Below are 22,012 nucleotides of genomic sequence, written 5' to 3'. Positions count from 1 at the left end.
TGAGTAGGTCACTTCTTTCTAGATCGAATCCGCGAATGCGCAAGGGGGATCATTCGATGCCTGACTTCTTCGCCCAGGCGTCCAGGTCTGCGTCGGCTTTTTGCTGCCAGTCGTTCCTTGGGTCGGCGGCTGGTGCGGAGGTCATCCTCGGCAAGGGGGCGGTCGCACGTTTCTGCGCAGGCTTGGGCTGGGTCGCAATCGGCGCTGACGCTTTCACATGGAGAGTGGCGTCCGGTTCTGGCTTCTCTATCGCAGGTTCTGGCTCGGCCTGCTCTGGAAGCACTGCTGGAGCAGGCGCAACCACGGGGGCTTCCACCACCTCGGGCAACTGCTCGGGAGCGGCTGGAGTGGCTACCGGTGCCACGGGCTGCGGTGTGCTCGGTGGCACCTGATCGCCTTTCCCATGTAAGAAGTAGATCGTCCCCCCGACCAATGCCACCGCCACCACGCCGGCCACAACCAAGGGCCAGCGAGAGCGGGGAATGGAATGCAATGTCGCTCGCGCTGCCTCTGAAGCCTTGGCGTCGGGTGAGGGGCCAAGCTCCTCTGCGGCAATGGCGGCCAACTCTCCCTGTCCTGTCGAAATGTCATCGGTCACCTGCAGCTCATTGACAGCATCTGCTGGCTGATACGATGGGGCGTCCGCCTCCGGTGCAAATCTGGGCGCTTCCACGACAGGCGATTGTTCCCTCACTCTTGGCTCAAGATTCGCTTCGCTCACGTCAACCGCTTCTGCTTCGACAGCAATTGCCGCTGGCTCCCGGGCGGACAACGCACCGACCAGGTCCTCGGCTTCCGTCGGCTGGACGGTGGGGCCAGACTCGGCTTCTGTTGCCTGAACTCTTCCCTCTGCGCTTCTTGCCCGCTTGGCGTCTACGGTCGCCTTGACCTCCTTCGCCTTCTCGGCACCGGCAGCAACGCCCTTCTGGGTCAACTCGGCAGTGCGTTTGCTGATCACCCCCGCCCAGTGACTGGCAGCTTTCAGGTTCTCTTTCATGCCGTCGGAGATCAGCCGCTCTTCCTGCGTGGGCGAAGCGGTCGGGGTTGCTTTGGCACGCTTCAGCCACTCGTCCCGCTTGCGCTTCTGGATTTTTTCTTCTGGGGTCATGTGGGCTCCTGGGAATGGGGGAGGGAAGCCCGGGCTTCGCAAGACACCCGGGCGATTGGCGTCAGCGGACGTCCGGCACCGGGGTCACGACGATCACGGGCTCACCGCTGCCGCAGCGGTCGTCCACCGTGACCTTGGACAGCGCGCCACGCTTGGCCAGCTCCACGATGGGCACTTGGCAGGCGGCCTTGTCGGCTCCTTGGAACACCACCGTCAAACCGTTGCTGGACTTGTTCAAAAGACCCGCGAACTTGTCGAGGAAGGCCCGTGTATCGCTGTCCAACCGCTTCATGTCGGTGGGGTTGTAGTTCAAGCGCAACGAATCCAGGACGGCTTCCTGCTTGCCCTCCACGGTTTCGGTCTTGGTGACCACTTCGGCCTTCATGCCAGCCGCACGGGCGGCCTCGGCGGCCTGCTCGGCGTGCTCCCGCTGCTGCTTCACGTAGGACGCGGAAGCCCCCACGGCAGCACCCGCGGCGCAAGCACCCAGGGCTTTGTCTTTCTTGCCCGTGAGCAAGGCGATGGCTCCGCCGGCCACGCAACCGATGCCACCGGCTTTGAACAGGCGCTTCTTATCGGCCTTGGGCTTGCCATCGTCCGCCGCGGCATGCACCGCATCAGGGGTGGCCTGGGCGGAAACCTGGAGCGGCATGCAAGCCACCAGGCAGAGAGTGAGAGGAAGGGAAAAACGTTTCATGGGATGGATCTCCTGCTGTGGGGGAAAGTTAGGTGCGTGGAGCAGTCATGGGTCCGGCTGCGGGCACCTTGGCCGCACCAGAACCTTTGGGAGAGGGTTGCGAGAGGGCCGCCGTCACCACCTTGCGAAGCGCTTCTTCGTAGCGCTGGATGGCGCTGTCCTGCGCCGCCTTCGTTTCGTCTCGCAGCCGCCGCAGGTCCTCCTGGAGCGCACTCCGGAACAGCGCGTTCTCTTCCCGCAGCTCGTCGATGAGCTGCTCCAAGTGAGCGCTGGAGTTCTCCAACACGCTCACCACTGACGTGGCGGTGTTGTGTCGCTCCAGCGCCTCTCGCACGTAAGCGCTGAACCCACTGCCCGATTCACGGGCAAGCCGCTGAGCAAGTTTCAGCTGCCCACGGTCGAGGTTTACGTTTTGACGAACGAACGCCATTGGTCGAGTAACTCCGTTTCGGGATTACTCCACCGATACCGCGAATCTCGGAGTTGGCAAGGCCCCACGTCATGAGCCTGAAAAACATGGGCCAAACGAGCTAACAAGCACTGACACTGTCTCCATTCGGTGGTGACATGGCCAGGCCTTGATTGCATTGAGGTTTCGGCAGGCGTTACAGCGATTCTTGGGCGAAAAACGCACTCCCACTTCAGTGCGTCATGTGTATGACGACTCTGGGGAACCGTCCGGGCTCCTGCTTCTCTGCCACTGCCGACATTGCTTCCACCCACGTTGGGCTCTTGCAGTTGCTTTTCGGCGGCCCCTTGCGTGTTGCCCCAGGTGCGCTATTGGTGGTCTACGCCCCCTCGCCCCACAGGACCACCACCCACGCCATGCCCACGCAACGCTCCCGCTCTTCCACCCCTCACGCCCACCGATGCCCCACCCCGGGAATCCGTGCGGAGTTTTCCAGCCCACCGTTTCGCATTGCCCCCAATCCCCAGGACAGGTTGCCCTCGCCCACCCGCAGCACGCCCCAAGAAACCCAAATCACATTGGTTTTAGTCAAACGTGTGCAGTGCCCTTGGATACACCCACAGCGCGTTTCCCGAATCACAAGTGGGGAGCCAAAGAACCCCTGGAAGGAAATCGCAGATCCCTCGCCGCATTTCGTTTTAGTCAAGCGAGGGTGCGCGCCATGGCCTTCATTCACCGCCATTGGCCAATCAATGATCCACCTGCTTTCGTTTCAGGAGTGCTCTCATGAACACCGCTGACCTGGACGCGTTTGCCCGTCGCGTGCTGGCCTTCCATGCCGCCCGTGGGCCTGCCACCCCACGCTGGGCGCTGGACGTGGCCCGCCGCTCTGAGAACCCCGCGTGCGCTTTCTGCACCGCCCCTTTGAACGTGGATCATCGCCATTCGTGGGGGCTTTCACCCCTCGTTCCGTTGAACCAGGGCGGCCCGGCGGACACCGAAAATCTGCTCATGGCCTGCAAACGCTGCATCGCTGAACGCGGCAGCCGAGACCTGTTGGCCTGGCCCGAGTTGAGCCAGCGGCTGCCACCAGAACCCTTGGACGCCCTGCTGGCCGACCGGCTGCTTGTCCTCCAGCGCTCCGACAACCACCTGGTCGAGGTGGGGCGCTTTGCCAAGCCAGCCACCGTCCTTGCCCAGCTCCAAGAGCGCTGGATACACCCCCGGTTCGTCGTTCACGCCCAGAGGCATTCGGACGGCTGGATAGTGGGGTGGCCACTGGCCCACCGTGCCCATCTGACGCGAAACGACTTGGCCGCGCTCTTGCGCAACGTGCACCAAGGCGAATGGCTGGAACACCCCGAGGTGGTGGCCTTCCGGTTGACCGAGGATGTTTTTCAATCGGCGGTGTGGCAACTGATCGCCCTCCACGCGTTGGTCGTCCCCCTGCATCTGGGGACTGACACTCCTTCCGACCGCTCCTTTGAGAACCGGTGGATGGCCCGGTATCCAAGCCTGCGCCAGATCCGACTGCGGCGACAGGGCACGCACGAAGCACCGTGGCCTAGCCAGGCCAAAGACCACATTCCGGCTTACAGCGACAAGCCCAACGCGGTTCGCATGCGGACACAGCGCCAAGCCGCTCGTCAGGAGGAAATCAAGGCACAGTGGCTCAATGCCCGGCGCCGTTTAGCGAACCGGGACGCTGGGGTGGCCAGTGGGACGTTGAGGGCATGGCTGCCTGGGGAACGGTCCGCGCTGCAGGCCGACGTGGACGATCTGGCGGCGGCGTGGTTGAAAGCCCGCAAGCGCCAGCCGAAGGGGCGCCCGGACACCAGGTATCCCTTACCATTGAGGCAAGCTCAGACAACCAATTGACCGACATGGACGAAAAGGATCAGGACAAGGGAAGCGACAGTAAGGCTAACCGGAGCCCGTCGAAGCCTCAGCGGCGAAAGAAGAAGTGGAAGGAGCAATTTAACAAGCCTTTCAGCAGCCTGTTCACCATTCGCGATAACGAAGATGGAAACCCGCCGGAGCTGGAGGAATACCTGGTTCGTCAACACCTGCAAAAAGGGCTGAGCCACCTCCGGATGAGCAGCCGTGATGTTAGGTCAGCGCTAAAGGTCTTGAGCTTGGGCGAGCTGAACCAACTTTGGAGCATGCGCGAAAAGAAACTCAAGTATGTGGAGGACGCCGCCCTTCTGTTGGCGCACATCCGGCACCGGTCCGGGATTGACCTTCAGTTGCGCTCGGCATCGGAGCTTTTCAGTCACGATGTGATCCAAGCCCTTCAGGGCGTCCTTGAGGAGAGCGGGCGATTAAGGCTAGAAAAGCCACTGCCGCCGGCTCCTGATGCTGTCGCAGCAGAGGGAAAGCGAATGGAGCAGGTCCTCCGGGTGATCCGAGAGGGCCAGGCCGAGTTTCGCAAGCGCCTAGTCGCTCACTATGGAGCGGTGTGCATGGTCACCGGGACCGCCCTGGCCAGCGTTATCGACGCCGCTCACATCGTCCCTTACAACGGAGCTTCCACCAACGCTCTGAACAACGGCCTATTGCTACGAAAGGACATACACGCGCTGTTCGATGCAGGCCTGTTGACCATCGGGCCGGACCTGGTCGTTTACGTCAGCTCTGGGGTAGACGATCCGTTCTACCGTTCGTTGGACGGAAAGGAGCTCACGCTGAACGCCCCGCCCAAGATGTCCAAGGAGGCGCTGAGAAAGAGGCTGAATGGGCACGAGTCATCCGAGTTGAGCAACACGTCCCTACTGAAGTGAAACCCTGTCTTGGCCCTGATGTCTCAGGAGCTGATCAAACTCCCAAGATTTCTAACCAACTGTCCTGGCTCTCCCTTCTAGGCTGACCGCTCACCCAGCCTCCTGGAAGGAGAACACAATGAGCAGCAGCAAGAAGACCCCAATGACACAGGCCGCCCAGCGACGCATCCAAAGCGCGGTGGATCGCCAACCCAACCCCTCTCCTCAACAACGTGCGTTCAAGGCCAAAGCAGCCTCAGTTGTTGCGAAGCGGAACGGCAAGTGAGCCATGGCGGCTTTACCTCGAAATGAGGGGAGCCGCTTCATCACCTGCTTTGCGAGAACTGGGACCAGTAGGGTTGGACCCATGGGGTCTTCACCCGCCCCTGGTTGCACAGAGCGTTCCACCATTGGTTGTAGCGCTCACCGGCCAGCATTACTGCCTCCACACCCTGCTCTTCCACCCGTCCCCAAGCTTGGGCGGCGACATAGAGACGTCGCATCGTCCATGACACGTCTTTCCCCGTAGAGTGTCCGACATGCGCGATCACCGATAGCACATCCTCTTCTCGAAGCGCTTTGGTTCCATTGCGCCAACGCACCACCCAGGACTGGCCACCGGATTCGGGCGGGCCGCCCATGAGCACGCCCTCAATCTCTCGGACCTTCGGCAAGCTCTCTGGCAGGTCACGCCCGGCCGCAGCAAGCGCCAGGGCGTAATAGATGTCCAAAAGTCGGTGCTGAACCCGCTTCCTCGCCCCACTCCCAGGCGCATCAATCAACAGTGCCACCAAGCTGTTGATCTCACCCGCGTTAGCCATCAGAGGAGTGGTGAGGTCGTGATCCATCTGAGCCAATAGCAGGAGCAACGCATCCAAGCCTGGATCCAGCCGACTATCCGGCTGCATAGCTCCCGCGGGCAGTCCAACCACTTCTGCTGCCGCTTTGACCACTGCCGCTGACATACTGTCCCTGGACAACCGCCCATGCAGGACGTCGGCGGAAACCTCGTCGAATGCAACCGCCAGTGCTTCCAGCCTATCTCCGCCTGCGATACCAAGCGTGTGGTGGAAGAAGTTACACGGGGGGAGCGTTGGATGTTCGGACAGAGCGCGTGCACCTCGCTCCATCGCACGGGCTTGGCGCTCCGCACACTCCGGCATCAGCTCAGCGTGGCTTTGCCGGACGTAAGCAACCAGGCCATCACAGACCTGCTGCCGCTTCTTAGGCCTGCGCGGAATCCCAGCCTCCCAAGTTTTGGCGGACACCTTAAAAATCTTGATTAACCGATCGGAAAGCGTGCGCTTGTCTGCCCAGATTCCCGTCGAGTGAAGCAGCCAACCGGTCAGCGGTTGAGCCGTCATGCCTGGGACGCGCCAGATTTTGGCCCAAATGGCGTGCTCTTGATCAGCAGTCAGAGGGCCAAGTGCCACGCTCAGTAGATCTTTCCGTTCTTGCTCATCCCCAGATTCCGCACCGCCACCCTGGCGGCCTTGCGGTCCTCCGCGTGTTCGTCCTCGGGCGAGCTCACGATCAACAGCGTCTTGTCCTTAATGAGCGACGCGGCCGCGTAGTCGGCCAACGCCACCATGGCGGTGGTCAACGCGACTTCACTGCCGGCGTCCTCCGAATCGTCAAAGCCAAACAGCTTGGCGATGTTCTCGCGGAGCTTTGGCGGGATCGTCACCATGGCCCGGTGGTGGCGCAGCCCGTCCTCCCGACGGCGGTAGTCGTGCAGGGTGACCGATCGGGGCATGACCATGTGAACCCGCTTGCCTCCCACGCTTCCCGCCTTCTGGCTGTCGTCGTAGTCAAAGTAGGACTTGCGCTCCGGGTAGTCGCCCGGCCCCAGCAACAGGTGCTCCGGGATGCGGGCAATCGGAACGCTTGCCGCTTTGCTGGCCCGGCGGGGCTTGGCATGGGTCACGTCCTTGACGTCATCCAAGGTGCGCTTGACGGCCTTCTTCGTGGCAGCCTTCTTGGCAGGAGCTTTGCGAGTGGCCATGGGTAGGTCTGGGAGGGAAACCAAGGGAAGCTCCATCATGCCGCAGCCCTCCGGCCTGCACCAGCGGCCAAGGTATCGCGCACCCGGACAGCCAGGGCGTGAATCTCCTCCTGGGCCACCCGGGCCCAGCGGCCGTTGGCGTCGAACACGGTCTTTCCCTCCTCGTAGCAGTCCGCAAACAACGCACGATCCCGCACCAGGATAGCGCCCGACATCTTGGGGTGCTCCAGGCGGCGGCGATGGGCTGCCCGCTTCTCGTTGGTCCGGTTGGCGATGGGCAGGTAACGCTTTCCCTTCTTTTCAAGCACATCCACGGTTCGCAGGAAGATGAGAAAGCTGGCCCCATCGAGCAACGTGGGCACCAGGTAGAGATCGGCCTCGGGGATCACTTCGTTGTCCGGCAGACGCGGCGGGGTGTCGGTGATCTCCACGTCGAAGCCAGGGGAGCGCGATCGCCCGACACTGAACGGTGTTTCGTCCGACAGTGAGGCAAACGCGCAGGCCCCGCCTTGGGGGTCCCGGTCATTGACCAGCACACGCAGGCTGGGGTCACGGGCATAGCACCCGGCTAGATTCAGGGCCAGCGTCGTGCGGCCGACGCCACCCTTGAGTGAGAAGTTGCACAGTCGCATAGGGCATCCTTTCGTGAGTAGATAGGGGTTCCCTCCGAATCTACCCCGACGCTGCCATTGCGCAAGTGTATGTTTTTGCAACCCTTTCGGGCCGTTCAGCCCTTGGATTCTTTTCTATCCTTCCGACAAGGCGGCTGGACGACGGCAGTCCCACCGCAGCGTGTGGGCGGTGTTTGACGCCGAGCAATGCAGATCGAACGGCTGAGAGGCCATCCATGCTTTGACAGACGGTGGCGCAGCGCCATGCAGTGCTTCGATGATCGTCCAGCGTTGTTTTGCCGGACCGAACTCCGCGAACACGTCCGCCCCTGCTTCGGCCAGCAATCCGGCCATCTTGTCGTAGCACTGCCGCTTGGCCGGGTCATCCTGGTTCACGTGCCACGCCATGCAAGCGACGTGGAAAGCGGTGATTCCGTTGGGCCCCACCGGGTGGTCCAAGGACGGGAAAGCCGTCAGGCCCCTCCACGCCTTCAGACGTGCCTCGCGGATGGCCGCAATGGTTCTCTTCAAAGCCTGTGTGTTGCGGTGCTCGATGGCATCCAGAAGCCGCTGAGCACGCCGGTCGGTGGTCATTTCCATTTCAGCTCCTTGCGCAGCTGGCGCTCGAAGTGGCGTTGCTCGCGCGCCAGGCGGGCTTGCCGGCGAAGCTTGCCTTCGGGCAGGAACGCGGGAACCGTGGGAGGGATGTGCGCGAAAGGAAGGCCAGCGATGGGGCGGGCCGAGCGGGTGGGGCTTTCAATCATGGCGACGGTCTCTTGGGTTATTTAAAGCGGTCTTCGTGAGTAGGTCGCCCCACTCCCTTAACCCCATGCAACCAGACCACCACGCAATGTCAAGATGAAAAATCCAACTTTTTTTGACTAAAAACAGGGGCTTGCGGAATCCCAGGTGCATCGCATGCTGAATGCATGACGCACACGACCCGCCCCCGCTGCTCGCCTACCCTCACCCGCCTTTCCAAGGGCGTGCGCAGCGCGCTGGGCTTCACCCTCACCGAGACCTTGCTGGCGCTGGGCGTTGTGACCGCCGCCACGGGCGCGATGTTCCTGTTCTTCGGGCAGGTCGATGCAAAGGCCAAGCTCGCCAGCGAAACGCGCAACCTGCGCGAGCTGTCCCGACGCATCGAGAGCAGTTTTGGGATGGTGGGGACGTTCCGCGGGGTGAGCACCACGGCCATAGTGGTCGATGGTTTGGCCCCCGAATCCCAACTCGGCGTCGGGGAAAGCGTCTTGACCAACGCGTGGGGCGGCGCAGTGAACGTCCAGTCCTACACCGTCGAACGCTTCGGGGATTCGTTCTCCGTCAGCTACGCCGGCCTTCCTCGCCAAGCGTGCGTGGACCTGGTCGCGGCCAACGCGGGCGGGGTGTGGGACGCGCAGGTGTCGGACGTGTCGGTGATTCGAAACACCGGCGGCCAGCTCGACGTGGGGTTGCTGGGTAGCACGTGTGCGGACAAATCGCGCGTGGTCTTCGTCTACCACAGCGGATTGTTGGGGGGCGAATGGACCGGATCGCCGCTGGTGTTGCCACCCGTCACCCCCTCGGTCACCCCGCCCGTTTCTCCACCCGTGGGAACCCCAGTAGGGCCCGTGGGGCCGGTCGCGCCTTCCACGCCGGTGTCGCCACCATCCGCCCCGCCGCCTAGCGCCCCACCTGCTACACCCCCACCGACCACTCCGCCCGCTCCTCCGGTGAGCGTGACGCCTCCGGCCCCGCCCACGTCACCGCCGGTCACGCCGCCGCCGACAAGCACGGTGCCGCCGTGTCAGGAGTGGAGCGAGAACCGAACCATCAACTGCCCATTGGGCCAAGTGGGCCAGGTGTTCCAGAACCGCCGTCACCACTGCGGAACCGATCCGAGCGTTTACGAGGCGTGGGCTGGCTCCACGACGGCCGGCAGTTGGACCACGACCAACAGCACCTGCGCGCCGTGCCCTGCTCCCGAGACCCGCAACGTGGGATGCCCTGCAGGTCAGTTTGGCTCGATCGGCCAGCGGCGGACCTTCTCGTGCACGGGCACCGGTTCGTGGAGCACATGGACCCAGACCAACACCACCTGCGCGGCGTGCCCAGCGCCTTTCCCACAAGCGGAAACCCAGTGGATCACCACGGCGGCCGCTTGCCCGGCAGGCCAAATTGGATCGCACACGTGGCAGGCCGAGCAGCGGCGGACGAGGACCGGGTCATACAACTGCCCGGCCACCACGTGGTCGCTGCCCAGCCCGACGTTCACCACTTGGACAAATTGGGCGGAGACTGGGGTTCGTCGCAACGAGGCCATTACATGCACCCCCAACGCACCACCGCCGACGTTTCCCGAATACACCGGGCGATCTTGGCATTCGTGGGGAGACGGAGGGCACTACGGCTGGGCGATCTTCTGCAACGCTCCCCGGACCCTGGCCGAGCTTCAAGCCACCTCGTTGGCCTGCACTTGGCAATACGAAACGAACGACACCCCCACGTTTACGCCAGAGCCACCTGGCGTGACCCGCCCAACACCGGCTTTGGAAGCCTGTGTCTACGCGCTGCGCGCCAACTTGACTCCGATGCCAGGTTACGGCTTCGTCAACCACCCAGGCACCGCGGTTTGGCCGGCGGCTTGCTCGTGCAGCGTCGTGGGTCCAGGCGCGCGGTTCTACTGGCAAGACCTGGGAGCGAGCGACTGGGTGGGCTTTGAATTCAAGTGCCCTTGACGGCAAAGAAGGCGGGGGCATCCCTCACGTTGGAAGTGGCAAAGCTTCGGATTTCCAAAACCGACCGGAGGCGATGCCCTCGCACCAAGCGTGCTTTCCAGAAGGCAGGTGGCTTGGCCACCTGCGGCGGCTTCTGGGCTCTTCGCTGTTGTGCCTCGAAGTCAAACCCCAGCCAAGGTTTTCCACATCGCCTTGCCCTGGGCTTCGTGAACCGATGCGTATTGCTGTGGATCCCAGCTGGTCCCGGTCAGCAGCAGCCCCAGCTCTGCCACGATGGCCTGACAGCGATCGCCAAAAGCCAAGACCTCATTGAAGGTCAACCCAAGCGTGTTGATGTCAAACGCGCCAGGCTCCTCGTCCAGCTTGCGCATTTCCAGGTGGGCATGGTGCTTGTCCCGGAGGGTCTTGATTTTCGCTGCTACGGGATCAGCCGAAAGGATCACCATTTCATTGGAGACCCTTTCCCAGCCACTATCGAAGCGCGAGTAGTTCTCGTCCCGATCGTTCTGTCTGAACTTCTCCTGGAAAACAGCCGAGCTTTCGGGCGGCAGGTCACTGATCGGTTCGTCGTGGAAGTGATCGAAGATGCGACCGTAGCGCTCCCGGTAGTGCTCCCTGATCGCGGGATCTGCTTGAAGCTTTCGCCAGAGGTTGGTCAGGCTACCGGACCGCCAATGGTTGTCGAGGAAAAGCCGAGACTGATCGCGCACCAGGTCTTGCCCAAGAAGCGGAGCCAAGTGGTTCCACGCATTGGCGCCGGGGGTCTTATCCAGTTTGGCTTTGAGCCCTGCCTGGATCGCGGGGTCTTGAATGAGTGGGGACAAAATGTGCCGGCGCTCGTCGAGGATGTGGCACTCCTGCGTGAGCACCCGAACGAATCCATCGATTTGGCGAATACGTTGTTCCAGTTCCTCAGGCTTCATTCTTGCTCCGCCTCCAGCGGCACCTGCTGGAAACGCACCTGCAGCCGCTTGATGAGCGCACGGGTTTCCGCGTTCGGAGCGCGCGTGGACACCAGCACCGCCTCCCCGTTGGGCACGTGGCGGATGGCCTTCTGCTCGGCCCGGAGAACGGCGCGGTATTTCACCGCTTGGTATACGCCTCGCTGGAGTTCGTCTTCGCTGCACCGGCTGGTCTTCACCTCAACGGCTAGACGGTGCTTGCCGTTGTCGAAGTGGGCATCCAACCGATCACCGGAGCTCAAGAGCTTCTCGTTCGTGCCCGCGGTGAAGTCGCCGTAGTCCATGAACTCTTCCGGATGGTTGGCCACCCAGCGCTTGAGGGCTTGATGTTTGGCGCTCTCTGGGCCGCCTCCCTGCTGGACCTTGGGGAGCGGGATGACGCGCTGCGCCTCGTTCTGAGGCTTCTCTCCAGCATCAGGCTCCACAACGGGGGCGCCCAAGGCGCGGGCAACCCTGTCCCAGTGTGGGTAAGTGAAGACATCCTGCTTGGCTTCTTCAAACTGCGCCTTGCGATCTTCTTCGGTCGCCATGGGCTTGCCATCGAAATACGCCGGAACGATGGTCACCGCCCCATCGCCCGGAACTCCCTTGTTCTTGTTGATCACGATGGCATGCAAGGGAGGAATGGGCTCCCCCCATTGCTTGCTCAACCATTCGATGGCTTGCGCCACCCCACCTGCCACCCGCCCGTAGTTCAGGACGTGCTTGATGGAATGGCCGTTGCGGTCGTGGAGCTCACGCGCCAGATCGGTGTAGGTGTGGTCATCGCCTTCCTTGGCCCATCGCAGCAGGATAGGAAGTGCGTCAGGCACCAGCGGTCCCAGCTTCTCGCTCTGCGCCAACGGAATCAATTTCCAGCTGAACTTCTCCATCCCCTACCCCTCCCCTGTCATCCCACCATGGTAGCGGCGGGACCAGCACGGGAAAACGATGAGGGCCGGTGTCCTGCCCCCTCCCTTCTCAATCCTCGTTGGGCAGCATGATGCTGACCACCGGTTCCAAGGCGTCCCCGGGCCCGCACAGCGCTTTCAAGGTGATCTGGCGATGGGTCGACCGCGTCAGGCCCGACCCGGTCGCCGGGTGGGCTTCGTTCGACAACCAGTCGCCGGCGTCGGGCAGAGCCACGTGGAGCTGGTAGTGGATCTCCGAACCGTTGCCCTGCTGCCGCTTGATGGCCACGTGGAGCATGAAAAGCACGTCCCAGAGCCGGCCGTCCACCGACTGGCCGCGCAGTTCCAACCCTCTGGGCACTTCCACGTAGCGAGACCACGCAGCGCGGGTGATGGTCACGGGAAGCTTGAAGCCGGCTTCTTTGGCCACATCGGACACGTCCACCAGGACGCCGTCCTCGATTGCCTGGGCGCGGGTGTAAGAATGGATGAGGTCGGAAGGCTCGAACATGTTGTTCCTCGCTTGGTAAGTGATGGCCCGCCCAGGGCATCCGGTCGGGATGTCCTGGAATGGGAAACCCACCGCCCCACCGCTCGGCGCGGTCAAGGGAGGAAATGGAAGGGCTGGCGCGGCCCGCAGCGCAGCGAGGACACGGGCCCTGGAATGGCCCTTGACCGGAGGAGCCGGGAGATGGGGCCGCGCGGAGCGCATGAAGCTTGATGACGTGCCGTGAACGGCACACCGATTCAGGGTTGAACTTGGGAATGCCGTCAGGCCTGGGTGCAGGCCACAGGGACCCGGTCCATCCACGCGCTCTGGCCTGCCGATGCTTGAGCGGTGAGCGGGCCCAAACCTCGGATGAAGCGAAGAGACGCAAGTTGGACATCGTCTTGGGGCCAGTAGGGACCATCCGGCGAAAACACGAAGTGGTCCCCTTGAAGGGCCCCGCAGGTGGTGCAATGGTGGGCCAAGTAGGTTTGCCCTGACGTCCGGGTGGCGTCGAAGCGAAGCCAGGCCGCGTGGCCCGCCACGAAAGCGGCAGTGTTCTCGTCCAAACGCTCGATGTAGCGCAACAAGGCACCGTCCCCCTGATCTGCCATACCTTCGTCGTCGTGCTCCTCGAACGAGGGCACCCAGACCGCGGCGGTGGGGGTCGAGGCGTGGCAGAAATGGCACTCGGTCCGGCCGAGCAGCAGGCCGTAGGCCGGGGCGTGGAGGATGGATGGAGGGGCTTCATGGGTCATGGAGCCATTTTGCCCTTCCGCTGTGTCAGACGGTGAGACGTATTCCGGTCTGCTTGGCATTAGAGGCGCACACGCGACTGAGGGAACTGCACACCCTCTGAAAGCACTTCATCCAGGCGAGCTTGATGTGCTCGACGAGCGGCCTCCTCTGTGAAGGCGCGGATATCACACGAGTAGTCACTCTTGACTTCATGCACGACTGAATCCTTCAAGTTCCAGCCGATGTCATGGACGAATTCAGCCATCGCTTTGCCTTAGCGTGAACGAGGGCCTTGGTAGCGATAGTCGGCGAAGTGGCTCGCACGGACTTCAAACGTCTTTGCGTATCGGTGACTGGCTCGCCCCAACCTTTCCTCAAACTCCCACGCATTGGATAGAGAGAGATAGCCGGTCTTAAGGAGCTCCTTGAGCACCTCCTCTCCTCTCGACAAGTCAAAACGAATGAGGGAAAGGAAGACTGGAATACCGCGATCCTCGCACATCGCCCTTACTTCAGCGATAGCGAAGACTTGATTTCCATCTGTGGCAATGTGAAGAATTTTCATAGGGTCCAGATTGTAAATGGGGGAGTAAATTCGCCGCGCAGCTGAGTGTCTAAGCAACATCAGCTTGCCTGACCATCGGACGGTTCGCGCCCAGCCATGCCAACTGTTTGTATTCGTCGCTGCTGAGCAACTTGGACACCCCTAGCCACTGCACCAGGTGGTAGTGCGCGATCGTTCGTGGGTAGCGCTGAATTCCCTCGTGCAACAGTTTTGGCAGGTAACACACAGAGCCATCGCGGCGCTCGTATGCGTAATAGCGGTGGCGGGCGGCACGCGAGCTCATGGCGTTTTCCTCAGTGCGCCCAGAGGGCGCGGTCGATACAGCTTTCAAGGCGCTGTGCCAACCAAACGCTAAGTGGAAGGGCGATGGGGGCGGCGATGGCGAGAAGAGAAAGGGTCATGTCGGCGGTTCCAGTCGGTGGAAAAAGCGTTGCGTTCTTCCTGATCCCAAGGTAGATCGCCCTAGAGATTTGTCCACGGTTGCAGTGGACAAAATCTTGACTAATTTCTAGAACTGCGGAGCTAAGACCGCAGTTATTCCTAACATCACTTCTCGCGCCGAAGGCGTCACCTGCTCTTTTCCACCCCTGCTTTTACAGAAACCGGCGCGCAGCGACCGGTGGCGGCGCTGGGCCGTTGGCTCTACAGCCTTGCCCGCTTTGCACCGACACTTCCCCGGGCTGCCCACGCCTGTTCCAGGTGGATCGCGCGTTGTTCGGCTTCCACCCTGGCCACCACGTGCGGCATCGCCGCCTTCAGCGATGGCGTGTTCCAGAACGGGCTGCCTCGGTGAGGGTTGCCGCCCAGCCGCAACAGCAGCAACGCCGTCTGCTCAAATCGGCTGCGCTCGTCGGGGTCGTCGCTCAACTGGTAGTCCGCCGCCAGCTTTTCCAACGGGCGCTCGCACCAGTGGTTCCTCTCTTGAGGGTGCGCCCCAGCTTGCAGGAGGGCTTCGACGATGCGGGGCCAGGCAAGTGCGGAATGGAGCGCGGGGCCTTCGTTGAGACGCCACGCGTTGGCGTTGGCGCCCTGCCGCAGGGCCTGTAGAACGCCCAAAAGGCTTCCTTCGACGCACGCGTGAATCAGCTCAGCGCTCGGGCTTCCAGCCGGTGGTGGGCGGCGGTCAGCCATGGTGGCTGCCCCGAACGTGGTTCCGTATCAGCTGTCCTTCGACGTAGTCACGGATGATCTGGCGCACCGCTTCTGCGGTGGAAATGCCCGCGTTCACCGCGCCGTGCTCCACCGCCTCCAAGACGCTGCGCTGCAGCGGAAGGTAGGCCAGCCGCACGTCCCTCTCCCCACCCAGCCGACGCTTGCTCAGTGGGTAAGGTTTGGCGGCATACATGGCGAGGACTTGGCGCACGGCTTCGTTGCGCGTGACCTGCGCGCGTGCGGCGGCCGCCTGCAAGCGCTCCAAATCACGGGAGTAGCCACGGGAGGACGGAAGGGTGACAAGTTTTGGGGAAGGGACAGGTTGAAGCACGTCGCGCTCCGGCTTAGGACGCCGCGTCCAACGGCTTGGCGGCCGCCTCTCGAACCACCGCGATGGCACGCCAACGGTTGATCGCAGCGCCGGCGAAATACAAGGCGTCCACCAGTTCTTGCGCGGCCCCCTTCTCAAGCAGGGCCCGGTTGCAGGAGGCGAACCCTGCAAGGATTCCGTAACGGTCCGCGTCGTCTTTGGCTTTGTTCATGGCTTCCGCAATTTGAACGTTCATGTCGAATCTCCTGATTTTTGCTGGTGGGTGATCGGCGGTTACAGGCGCACGCGCTGACGGGGAGCTTCGAGAACAGCCGCCGGAGCTTCGCTGTGCGCCTCTTGCCGTGGGTTCCAGACCTGCCCACCGATGACCATGCTCGGACCGCCTGCAGCAGGAAGGACCTGCGAAAGCCTGGCCTGCTTCGCCGCGGCGTTGATCGCACGCACGGTGCCCTCTTCCATGCCTTTGGCTTCGTAGATCACCTGCCCCTCCAGGTGATCCCGCGCTTCGTCCACAAGGGCGGCAAGGGTTCGACCGAACTTTGACTTTGGCCCCTGGTTGCGAGCATCGACGTCCCAACGCTCGATCACTTCGAACGACTTCTCATGACGGTGGCCAGACCTGTTGAGCTCGCCAAGCGCCGCTTCAGCATCTTTCACGTTGAAGCGAATGGCGGAGAGCTTCACCGGGTGCATGTAGTGCCCACCCCCACTCGACGCAGCTTCAGTGATAGCGACCGCTTGGTTTCCATCGCTAACGAGGTGATGGATTTTCATGTTGATTTCCTTGATGGTTTTCGGAAGGCGCGATTGCCTATCCACAAATTCAAGGTAGATCGCCCTGTAAATTTGTCCACGGTTGTAGCGGACAAAATCTTGACTAAAAGTAAAAACTGCGGGGCTAAGGCCGCAGTTTTTCCTAACATCACTTCTCGCGCCGAAGGCGTCATCTGCTCTTTTCCCACCACCGCTTTTACAGAAGCCGGCGCGAAGCGACCGGCGGTGGCTCTGGGCTTTGCTCTTTGCACAAAAAAGGCCCCCTCGCGGGGGCCCCAAAGGACATGGATTTGATCTTACAGGCTGGTGGAGCGCCACAGCTTGCCTGCGATGCCACCCACGATCAGCGCCACGGGCATGAGCGCCGTCAGAGCCATCGGGGGCACGGAGGTGAAGAAGTTTCGCTCGCCCTCTTCCAGGCCCGGGTAGAGCAAGCCGATCGCGACGCTGACCAACTGCAGGGCAACGACGAAGAGCAATCCCACCAGGGCTCCCTTTCCAAAGCCACCTTTGCGTGGCGAAACCAGGAGCCCGCTGGCCCTTGCCGCGCGCACACGGGCCGCTCGCCAGTTCAACACGTAGAGCAAGGCCAGCAGGAGCAGCACGGCCGCCCCACCCGCAGCAACCAACCCGGCCTGCCAGCCGTAGCCCACGTTCTGGCCGATCTCTTGGGCCCCGGCAAGAAACAGCAGGCCCGCGCCCCCAAGGATGACGGTGGCCGGTGCCAGCAAGCCCCACTGCATGTGACCGCCCGGGGTGTGGTGAGCGTTGTAAGACATGGGACCTCCTTAGATGGGTGTTCCCTCAATGCATAACGCGATTCCTAGCCTTGGCAAGGTCAGCCCTTCTTCTGGGCTCCGGCCGGCACCCAGCCGGTGGGTTGCTTCTCGAAGATGAAGTCGTAGGCCGAAGGCACGGGAACGGGATCGGGCTTCAACTGCTGCCCGCCCTGGAACCCGACCACGTCCAACGTTCCACCGGTCACGCACGTGGCCCGCTGGGGGCCGCTGGGCGTGCAATCCGCGGTGAGGTCTTTCCAACCCCGAACCTCGATTCGTTGGCCCATTTCGCTGGAGAGGTTGGCATTGGCATGCGCCTCGTAAGCTTGGGCGACCTGTTCGATGGTGGGCAAATCCGCCTTGCTGCTACAGGCGGCCAACCCTGCGGTGATCAGGGCGAAGGAAACGAGGGATGCTTTCATGCCGGAGCTCCTTGCGTATGGGTCAAATCAACGTCGATGGTTTCGTCGCGGTATCCGAGCCGAACCTTCTCTATCGTCACGTCCATCTTCGGCACCGTGCCCTCCACCCAGACCCGGTTGACGGAGAACACCACCAGATCGTCTCGGTAGCTGCGACCTTGTCGTGCGAGATTGGCGGCCTCTTGGGTGTCCATTCGGACCAGCAGGTGGAAGCGGCCGGCGTTGGGTGGGCTGCCCCCCCCCGTGGAGGTGCGGTGAACCCACGGCACAAAGCCCTTGCCGGTGACGCTTTGTCCCGCCGCGGACACCTGAGGCATCGGGATGAACCCTTCCAGCACGCCACGGTCGGCCCGATAGGTGACATCGCCCAGGGCTTGGAACGTGGGACGAAGGGCGAACCGCCGGATGCCCTTGAAGCGCTGCAGGCGCGCGTCGAAAGCCGGCCCATAACGGCGCTCGATGGCGGCCGGATCATTGCCCGAGACGCCGTTGGCGCCCTGGGCCTTCGTGTCCATCAGCCACCACTGCCTCAGGCACCATTGGCGTTTGTCGGCGTCGATGCGATAGGTCGAATGGGCCATGGCGAGCAACTGCATGTCGCAGGTGTCCACGCCCCCACCCCCGACAGCCGTCACCCCGGCCCGCAGGTGCTGAATCCCTTCCAAGCCATCCTGGTCCAGATCCCAGTAAGTCCCGGCCGGCTCGAGGTAAGGGCTCCGCGTCCTATCGCCGACCACCTTGGGCGAGCCTTGGATGGCTCGGCCGATCTGGCGAAGCAGATCCGATCCGGCCCCCGATTGCGCCTGCGCTCCAGCCGCCGCAGTCAGGGCAAACGCCCCGGTCAGCACGGCCCTTCTAACTCCCTTCATGGAACCCCCTGTTCCCACCGATTGATTTGGGACCTTGCAGCCAACTTACGTGCCACGTAGAGTCTACCCGGGGCGTAGCCTCTGGGTCATCCTGTCCGCATGCCTGCATTGCATCCGTTCAGCCAGTGACCTCTGCCCCGCCCGCTCCCCGAGCCGTGGTGGCCGCGCGTTTGCGCCAAGCCCGCGTCCTGCGGGGCCTTAGCCAACGCGAGGTCGGAGTGCGGATGGGGATGGACAAGGACGCAGCGTCGGCCCGCATCTCTCGGTATGAATCCGAGGGCATGTCGATCAGCCTGGAAGCCCTCTTCGAGCTGGCCCAGGCCTTGGAAGTGCCCCCGGCCTATCTCTTGGCGACCAGCCCGGCGATGGCCGATGCGATCTTGGCTTTGGGGGAGCAGAGCGCGGCTCAGCAGGAACGTTTTGCCGAACTGCTGGGCGCTTTGGGTGAGCTGCCGTCGAAGAAGCGCAACGCACTCATCGAACAAGTGTTGTCGCCCACCAAGGACTAGGACATCGGCGAACAAGGACGAATCGACCCCATGTGGACATGGATCACCCACCTCTGCCGCCGCAATAGGACGGAGCCCACCCGGTCCGCCATTGCCATGGCCGCGCTGATCGAACTGAACATGCTGGAGCTCAACGCAGCGGAGGCCCGCAACCGCGTTGAACTGGACCCACCGGGGCATGAAGCAGCACTTCTTGAGAGATTCAAGGCATCGGCCCAGCTGATCCTCAACGAAAAGCCTCCATTCGACGCCGCAGACTCAACCTGGGAATCCCTTGGACAGAAGGCACGCCGCCTAAACCGAGGATTCGCAGACCTCCGATTGCAACTCTCCCTGCCAGCGATCGTTGGTGGGGATACAGAGCGGCGCGACAATACGCGTCCGGTCCTTTAAGGCGGCCAGGCCAGCTCTTCCATGCGGGCTTTCCTCCGTTGCATGTAGTGCAACATCCCGCTGGCGCACTGCTCAACAACGGGGCTTTCCTCAAAGGCCCCAACCCCAACCGCCGTCAGTGCTGCAATGACGCACAAGTTGGTGGTGGCCACCGCGTTGACGGTGGTCTGAAACAGAATGGCCGCCGGCACGTGCGCTCCGATCTGTCCATTGGGATCTTGATACATCACGCGAATGGCCTTCCCGCCATGGACCAGCCCGCAAAGAGGGTCCCACGAATTGGTCACCGTCCGAGCCAGCTTCTGAGGCTCATCGTCCTGCCCGATGCGTGCAATGGCCTGCTCCACGTCCGCGGCCAGGTCTTTGAGGGCAATAGCCACCCACTTTCCTTTCTCGTTTTTCCTTCGAGGGCCCCGATCTTCCTGGAGAAAGTCCGCCAGCTGTTCGTCGTCGGCAAGGAACTGGACAAACACCGCGCGCAGGAATTGCTCAATCTGGGAGCGGTGCATTGCCAAGGCCACCGCTGGAAGATCGATGGGATGGGTTTCCAACAGGAACAGCAACGCACGCCCGTAGTCCATCGAGGCCCTCAACAGTTGGAAAGCCACCCGGTGACGCTCGCTGCCGGCGGGAACAGTGATGCGGGCCATGCAGGACATGTTCGATTCCAGGCTGGCCTTGGCCTCTCTGGCCTCCTGTGCGATGTCCAACGCCGTGGGCTGCCGCGTGGCAGCACGCGGCTCCAGCGCATCGCGGATCGCATCCTTCAACGAATTGTGCGTCATATCCTTTGCCCTTCATTCGCGTATTTCAAAAGATGCCTCAGAGCTGCGGCACGATCTTCCCAGCAATCTACGTTCCAAGATGGATGGTAGACCCAAGTCATCCACGCCCCCCGTTGCCATAATCGAGAGACCATACGTGGCGCTCCTCCAGATAGCGCCGCCTCCTGCCCTCTGAGTTCGCATGGCGAGCATGGAAGGTAGGCTGGTCCGACCGCTTCCCGTGATCGAACATTCGCCAAGCGGTGCGGCCGAGCACCAGGATCACCTCTGGCCGGAGCAGAGGGAGGATCACCTCTACCAACCACTTCCCGCCTTGACTGAAGTCGGTTCCTGACGGACGGTGTCCAGCTCTCGTGCCGGCAAAGCGCTGGGACAAGTTGCAAAATGCAACGTGCTGCCAGGCGTGGGCGGCATCCACAACATTTGGGCTGCTTTGATCAGTCAGCAGGCGATCCAGCTCATCAAAGAACTTGCCACCGCCTTTCCTGTTGCAAGTCTGCATGTCGCCAAACGTTTCACGGGTGAAAGGACGAGTGACGACGGGATCGTCGGTCCACCCAGCCTCCCGGTAGTGGGACTCGCCCAGTAGCAAGACGCGGCGCCCTTCAACTCCCTTCCAGTAGCCGCGGCCGACGTAGGGCACGAAGGCCACCTCAGCCGGCCACGCTTCCATGTTCAACTCAGCCGGATCATCCATGCCATTGACCTTCGTATGATGGTGTCAGGCTACTCCACACCGTGCTGCCATGCAGCTATTGCACGCCATCCCATGCCATCCCATTTTTCCGCCACATTTAGCCGACAGAAAGCTCTTGCATACCGCTCGCACGTGCTTTAACTGTATGGGCCTTCAAGGATCATGCGGAGGCCCCATGACAACTCACCACGGCTGGCAGGCGTGCCGCGCATGCCATGCACCAGGACTTGATGTGCGTGTAGAGGGAGGCTGGCACCTCCGTGCCAATCCCGGCTACTGGGGAACCAGCGTCCCTAAAACCTTGGTCCTGGGGTTTTCCAAGGGGGCCACCCAAATTGCCGCCGCCCAACACGGGAGCTTCGATGGGGTCGCATTCGCGGGTGCTATGCGCCCTCGCCTCGCAGCCGTGTTGCACGAGCTTGGGATCGATCTGGGTGGGCAAACGATCAACGACGCCCTGACCGCCGAAAGCCGCCACATGGGCGCCGCCTCCTTGGTACGCTGCGGGTTGTCGGTGATGGACAACGGCAAGCTGGTCAGCAGTGGCACCATCATGCCCAAGGCCATTCGTTCGTCGTTGCCTTTGGAAGCCATGAAAACATGCGTGGCACGCCACCTGGACCCGTTGCCTGACAGTGTGGAGCGCGTGGTCTTGTTGGGGACCACCGATGCCTACATGAAGGGGGTCAAGGCGCTCATGCGCCAGCAATTCAACGACTTCCGAGAAATCAACGAGGTAGCCTTCAGCGCCCAACGCCGGACATGGGTGTTTGCGTCGCACCCCAGCCCGGCCAACGGGACCTTTCAAGCCTGGATCGACGGTGACACCGCCACCGAACCGGGCCGCAAGAAGCAGCTGGCGCGCCAAGCGTTGGGTCACAAGGCCCCAGCGCAGCCCCTCTCAGCTCCGCCTCGCCCGGCACCGGCACCGGCACCGGCACCGGCACCGATCCAGCGTGCCACGCCGCCTGACCCGATTTCACCAGCTAGGGCGTCCAACGGCGACCGTTTTGCCCGAGCCTTCCACCTGGTTCGCCACGATGGAAGGGTGATCGTCCCGGTGCGGATGAGGGACCGAGACACGGGAAACGTGGCGTTCCGGGTGGCCAAAATGGGCAACACCAAGGATGGCCAGCGCGAGATCCACGACGAAGCTGAGCTGTTGCGCTTGTGCGAGAGCGGGCAATACCAAGTGCGCGCCCAACCGTTGGACAAGTCCACACCGGCCAACTTTATTCGGCCGCTGCGAAACCACCGGATCGTGAAGACCCCTGCCCGTTGATCGCCGCACGGCGCGCCAATCCCTCACAAAGCAACAAGCGAACCATCTCGCTGACATGCAGCCCCTCCCGG

At 62.4% G+C, this 22,012-nt stretch carries 30 protein-coding genes; 7 read left to right on the top strand and 23 right to left on the bottom strand.

Going from position 1 to position 22,012, the window contains the following annotated elements:
• Positions 1 to 49 precede the first annotated feature (49 nt).
• The 3 genes from JLDANKMP_RS08940 to JLDANKMP_RS08930 all read right to left on the bottom strand — a co-directional run bounded on the left by JLDANKMP_RS08940 (position 50) and on the right by JLDANKMP_RS08930 (position 2,235).
• Entirely contained in the window at positions 50 to 1,108 is a 1,059-nt protein-coding gene (locus JLDANKMP_RS08940; RefSeq protein WP_076739290.1) for a hypothetical protein, read from the bottom strand.
• 61 nt (positions 1,109 to 1,169) lie between these two features.
• The gene (locus JLDANKMP_RS08935) at positions 1,170 to 1,805 is read right to left on the bottom strand and encodes a hypothetical protein (protein WP_049402580.1); all 636 of its coding nucleotides are present in this window, start codon (positions 1,803 to 1,805) and stop codon (positions 1,170 to 1,172) included.
• Between the two features lie 28 nt (positions 1,806 to 1,833).
• Positions 1,834 to 2,235: a hypothetical protein gene (locus JLDANKMP_RS08930; RefSeq protein WP_049402581.1), complete on the bottom strand. Its 402-nt coding sequence runs from the start codon at positions 2,233 to 2,235 to the stop codon at positions 1,834 to 1,836.
• 765 nt (positions 2,236 to 3,000) lie between these two features.
• Here JLDANKMP_RS08930 and JLDANKMP_RS08925 point away from each other — a divergent pair.
• From JLDANKMP_RS08925 to JLDANKMP_RS08915, 3 genes are all read left to right on the top strand, one after another.
• Positions 3,001 to 4,092, top strand: a complete 1,092-nt coding sequence (locus JLDANKMP_RS08925; RefSeq protein WP_049419590.1) for an HNH endonuclease — start codon at positions 3,001 to 3,003, stop codon at positions 4,090 to 4,092.
• 5 nt (positions 4,093 to 4,097) lie between these two features.
• Positions 4,098 to 4,994, top strand: coding sequence for an HNH endonuclease (locus tag JLDANKMP_RS08920; protein WP_049419589.1), 897 nt, complete (start codon positions 4,098 to 4,100; stop codon positions 4,992 to 4,994).
• Positions 4,995 to 5,112: 118 nt separating this feature from the next.
• Entirely contained in the window at positions 5,113 to 5,259 is a 147-nt protein-coding gene (locus JLDANKMP_RS08915; RefSeq protein ID WP_157804755.1) for a hypothetical protein, read from the top strand.
• A gap of 40 nt (positions 5,260 to 5,299) precedes the next feature.
• Here the strand turns inward: JLDANKMP_RS08915 and JLDANKMP_RS08910 are convergent, their stop codons facing one another.
• The 5 genes from JLDANKMP_RS08910 to JLDANKMP_RS08890 form a co-directional block, all read right to left on the bottom strand.
• Positions 5,300 to 6,337, bottom strand: a complete 1,038-nt coding sequence (locus JLDANKMP_RS08910) for a hypothetical protein (protein WP_226053563.1) — start codon at positions 6,335 to 6,337, stop codon at positions 5,300 to 5,302.
• 71 nt (positions 6,338 to 6,408) lie between these two features.
• Positions 6,409 to 6,978 (bottom strand): hypothetical protein, encoded by a 570-nt coding sequence (locus tag JLDANKMP_RS08905; RefSeq protein WP_226053562.1) that lies wholly within the window; start codon positions 6,976 to 6,978, stop codon positions 6,409 to 6,411.
• Between the two features lie 35 nt (positions 6,979 to 7,013).
• The gene (locus JLDANKMP_RS08900; RefSeq protein WP_049419587.1) at positions 7,014 to 7,610 is read right to left on the bottom strand and encodes a ParA family protein; all 597 of its coding nucleotides are present in this window, start codon (positions 7,608 to 7,610) and stop codon (positions 7,014 to 7,016) included.
• 114 nt (positions 7,611 to 7,724) lie between these two features.
• On the bottom strand, positions 7,725 to 8,189 hold the full coding sequence (locus JLDANKMP_RS08895) for a hypothetical protein (protein WP_049419586.1): 465 nt from the start codon (positions 8,187 to 8,189) through the stop codon (positions 7,725 to 7,727).
• Positions 8,180 to 8,353 carry a hypothetical protein gene (locus JLDANKMP_RS08890; protein ID WP_158229327.1) on the bottom strand — a complete coding sequence of 58 codons (174 nt, stop codon included), beginning with the start codon at positions 8,351 to 8,353 and terminating at the stop codon, positions 8,180 to 8,182. Before JLDANKMP_RS08890 ends, JLDANKMP_RS08895 begins: the two co-directional genes overlap by 10 nt.
• Before the next feature lie 165 nt (positions 8,354 to 8,518).
• On the opposite strand from JLDANKMP_RS08890, the gene JLDANKMP_RS08885 reads away from it, so the two are divergent.
• Positions 8,519 to 10,306, top strand: coding sequence for a type II secretion system protein (locus JLDANKMP_RS08885; RefSeq protein WP_099562641.1), 1,788 nt, complete (start codon positions 8,519 to 8,521; stop codon positions 10,304 to 10,306).
• A 161-nt stretch (positions 10,307 to 10,467) separates the two neighbouring features.
• Here JLDANKMP_RS08885 and JLDANKMP_RS08880 read toward each other — a convergent pair whose 3' ends face one another.
• The 13 genes from JLDANKMP_RS08880 to JLDANKMP_RS08820 all read right to left on the bottom strand — a co-directional run bounded on the left by JLDANKMP_RS08880 (position 10,468) and on the right by JLDANKMP_RS08820 (position 18,275).
• Positions 10,468 to 11,229, bottom strand: a complete 762-nt coding sequence (locus JLDANKMP_RS08880) for a hypothetical protein (protein WP_080355003.1) — start codon at positions 11,227 to 11,229, stop codon at positions 10,468 to 10,470.
• A complete protein-coding gene (locus JLDANKMP_RS08875) occupies positions 11,226 to 12,140 on the bottom strand; it encodes a hypothetical protein (RefSeq protein ID WP_049402588.1) in 915 nt (304 codons plus the stop codon). The genes JLDANKMP_RS08880 and JLDANKMP_RS08875 overlap by 4 nt, the downstream gene beginning before the upstream one ends.
• A gap of 88 nt (positions 12,141 to 12,228) precedes the next feature.
• On the bottom strand, positions 12,229 to 12,669 hold the full coding sequence (locus JLDANKMP_RS08870; RefSeq protein WP_049402589.1) for a DUF6573 family protein: 441 nt from the start codon (positions 12,667 to 12,669) through the stop codon (positions 12,229 to 12,231).
• A 260-nt stretch (positions 12,670 to 12,929) separates the two neighbouring features.
• Positions 12,930 to 13,403, bottom strand: a complete 474-nt coding sequence (locus JLDANKMP_RS08865) for a hypothetical protein (RefSeq protein WP_049402590.1) — start codon at positions 13,401 to 13,403, stop codon at positions 12,930 to 12,932.
• A gap of 59 nt (positions 13,404 to 13,462) precedes the next feature.
• Entirely contained in the window at positions 13,463 to 13,648 is a 186-nt protein-coding gene (locus tag JLDANKMP_RS08860) for a hypothetical protein (RefSeq protein ID WP_049402591.1), read from the bottom strand.
• A 349-nt stretch (positions 13,649 to 13,997) separates the two neighbouring features.
• On the bottom strand, positions 13,998 to 14,231 hold the full coding sequence (locus JLDANKMP_RS08855) for a hypothetical protein (RefSeq protein ID WP_049402593.1): 234 nt from the start codon (positions 14,229 to 14,231) through the stop codon (positions 13,998 to 14,000).
• 359 nt (positions 14,232 to 14,590) lie between these two features.
• Entirely contained in the window at positions 14,591 to 15,079 is a 489-nt protein-coding gene (locus JLDANKMP_RS08850; protein WP_139338757.1) for a hypothetical protein, read from the bottom strand.
• Positions 15,072 to 15,431, bottom strand: coding sequence for a hypothetical protein (locus tag JLDANKMP_RS08845; protein ID WP_139338756.1), 360 nt, complete (start codon positions 15,429 to 15,431; stop codon positions 15,072 to 15,074). The genes JLDANKMP_RS08850 and JLDANKMP_RS08845 overlap by 8 nt, the downstream gene beginning before the upstream one ends.
• Positions 15,432 to 15,444: 13 nt before the next feature.
• Complete coding sequence (locus JLDANKMP_RS08840; protein ID WP_024956690.1) at positions 15,445 to 15,666, bottom strand: hypothetical protein; 222 nt, start codon at positions 15,664 to 15,666, stop codon at positions 15,445 to 15,447.
• 38 nt (positions 15,667 to 15,704) lie between these two features.
• Positions 15,705 to 16,205 carry a hypothetical protein gene (locus JLDANKMP_RS08835; protein ID WP_049402596.1) on the bottom strand — a complete coding sequence of 167 codons (501 nt, stop codon included), beginning with the start codon at positions 16,203 to 16,205 and terminating at the stop codon, positions 15,705 to 15,707.
• Between the two features lie 296 nt (positions 16,206 to 16,501).
• Complete coding sequence (locus tag JLDANKMP_RS08830; RefSeq protein WP_049402597.1) at positions 16,502 to 16,984, bottom strand: hypothetical protein; 483 nt, start codon at positions 16,982 to 16,984, stop codon at positions 16,502 to 16,504.
• A 59-nt stretch (positions 16,985 to 17,043) separates the two neighbouring features.
• Entirely contained in the window at positions 17,044 to 17,406 is a 363-nt protein-coding gene (locus JLDANKMP_RS08825; RefSeq protein WP_049402598.1) for a hypothetical protein, read from the bottom strand.
• The gene (locus tag JLDANKMP_RS08820; RefSeq protein ID WP_049402599.1) at positions 17,403 to 18,275 is read right to left on the bottom strand and encodes a hypothetical protein; all 873 of its coding nucleotides are present in this window, start codon (positions 18,273 to 18,275) and stop codon (positions 17,403 to 17,405) included. Before JLDANKMP_RS08820 ends, JLDANKMP_RS08825 begins: the two co-directional genes overlap by 4 nt.
• A gap of 125 nt (positions 18,276 to 18,400) precedes the next feature.
• Between JLDANKMP_RS08820 and JLDANKMP_RS08815 the strand changes: the two genes are divergently transcribed.
• Positions 18,401 to 18,784: a helix-turn-helix transcriptional regulator gene (locus JLDANKMP_RS08815; RefSeq protein WP_049402600.1), complete on the top strand. Its 384-nt coding sequence runs from the start codon at positions 18,401 to 18,403 to the stop codon at positions 18,782 to 18,784.
• Between the two features lie 96 nt (positions 18,785 to 18,880).
• Positions 18,881 to 19,177 (top strand): hypothetical protein, encoded by a 297-nt coding sequence (locus JLDANKMP_RS08810; RefSeq protein ID WP_139338755.1) that lies wholly within the window; start codon positions 18,881 to 18,883, stop codon positions 19,175 to 19,177.
• On the opposite strand, the gene JLDANKMP_RS08805 is transcribed toward JLDANKMP_RS08810, so the two are convergent.
• Both JLDANKMP_RS08805 and JLDANKMP_RS08800 read right to left on the bottom strand, forming a co-directional pair.
• Complete coding sequence (locus tag JLDANKMP_RS08805) at positions 19,174 to 19,962, bottom strand: hypothetical protein (RefSeq protein ID WP_049429066.1); 789 nt, start codon at positions 19,960 to 19,962, stop codon at positions 19,174 to 19,176. The genes JLDANKMP_RS08810 and JLDANKMP_RS08805 overlap by 4 nt on opposite strands.
• Before the next feature lie 97 nt (positions 19,963 to 20,059).
• Positions 20,060 to 20,659, bottom strand: coding sequence for a uracil-DNA glycosylase family protein (locus JLDANKMP_RS08800; RefSeq protein ID WP_223224643.1), 600 nt, complete (start codon positions 20,657 to 20,659; stop codon positions 20,060 to 20,062).
• A 175-nt stretch (positions 20,660 to 20,834) separates the two neighbouring features.
• On the opposite strand from JLDANKMP_RS08800, the gene JLDANKMP_RS08795 reads away from it, so the two are divergent.
• Positions 20,835 to 21,941: a hypothetical protein gene (locus JLDANKMP_RS08795; protein WP_139338754.1), complete on the top strand. Its 1,107-nt coding sequence runs from the start codon at positions 20,835 to 20,837 to the stop codon at positions 21,939 to 21,941.
• Positions 21,942 to 22,012: the final 71 nt, after the last annotated feature.

It is taken from the genome of Stenotrophomonas sp. PE591 (assembly GCF_018320795.1).
In the GTDB taxonomy this organism is placed as follows: Bacteria; Pseudomonadota; Gammaproteobacteria; order Xanthomonadales; family Xanthomonadaceae; genus Stenotrophomonas; species Stenotrophomonas maltophilia.
Note: the sequence above shows the minus strand (reverse complement) of the source record. Positions and strands in the feature narration are given on the sequence as shown.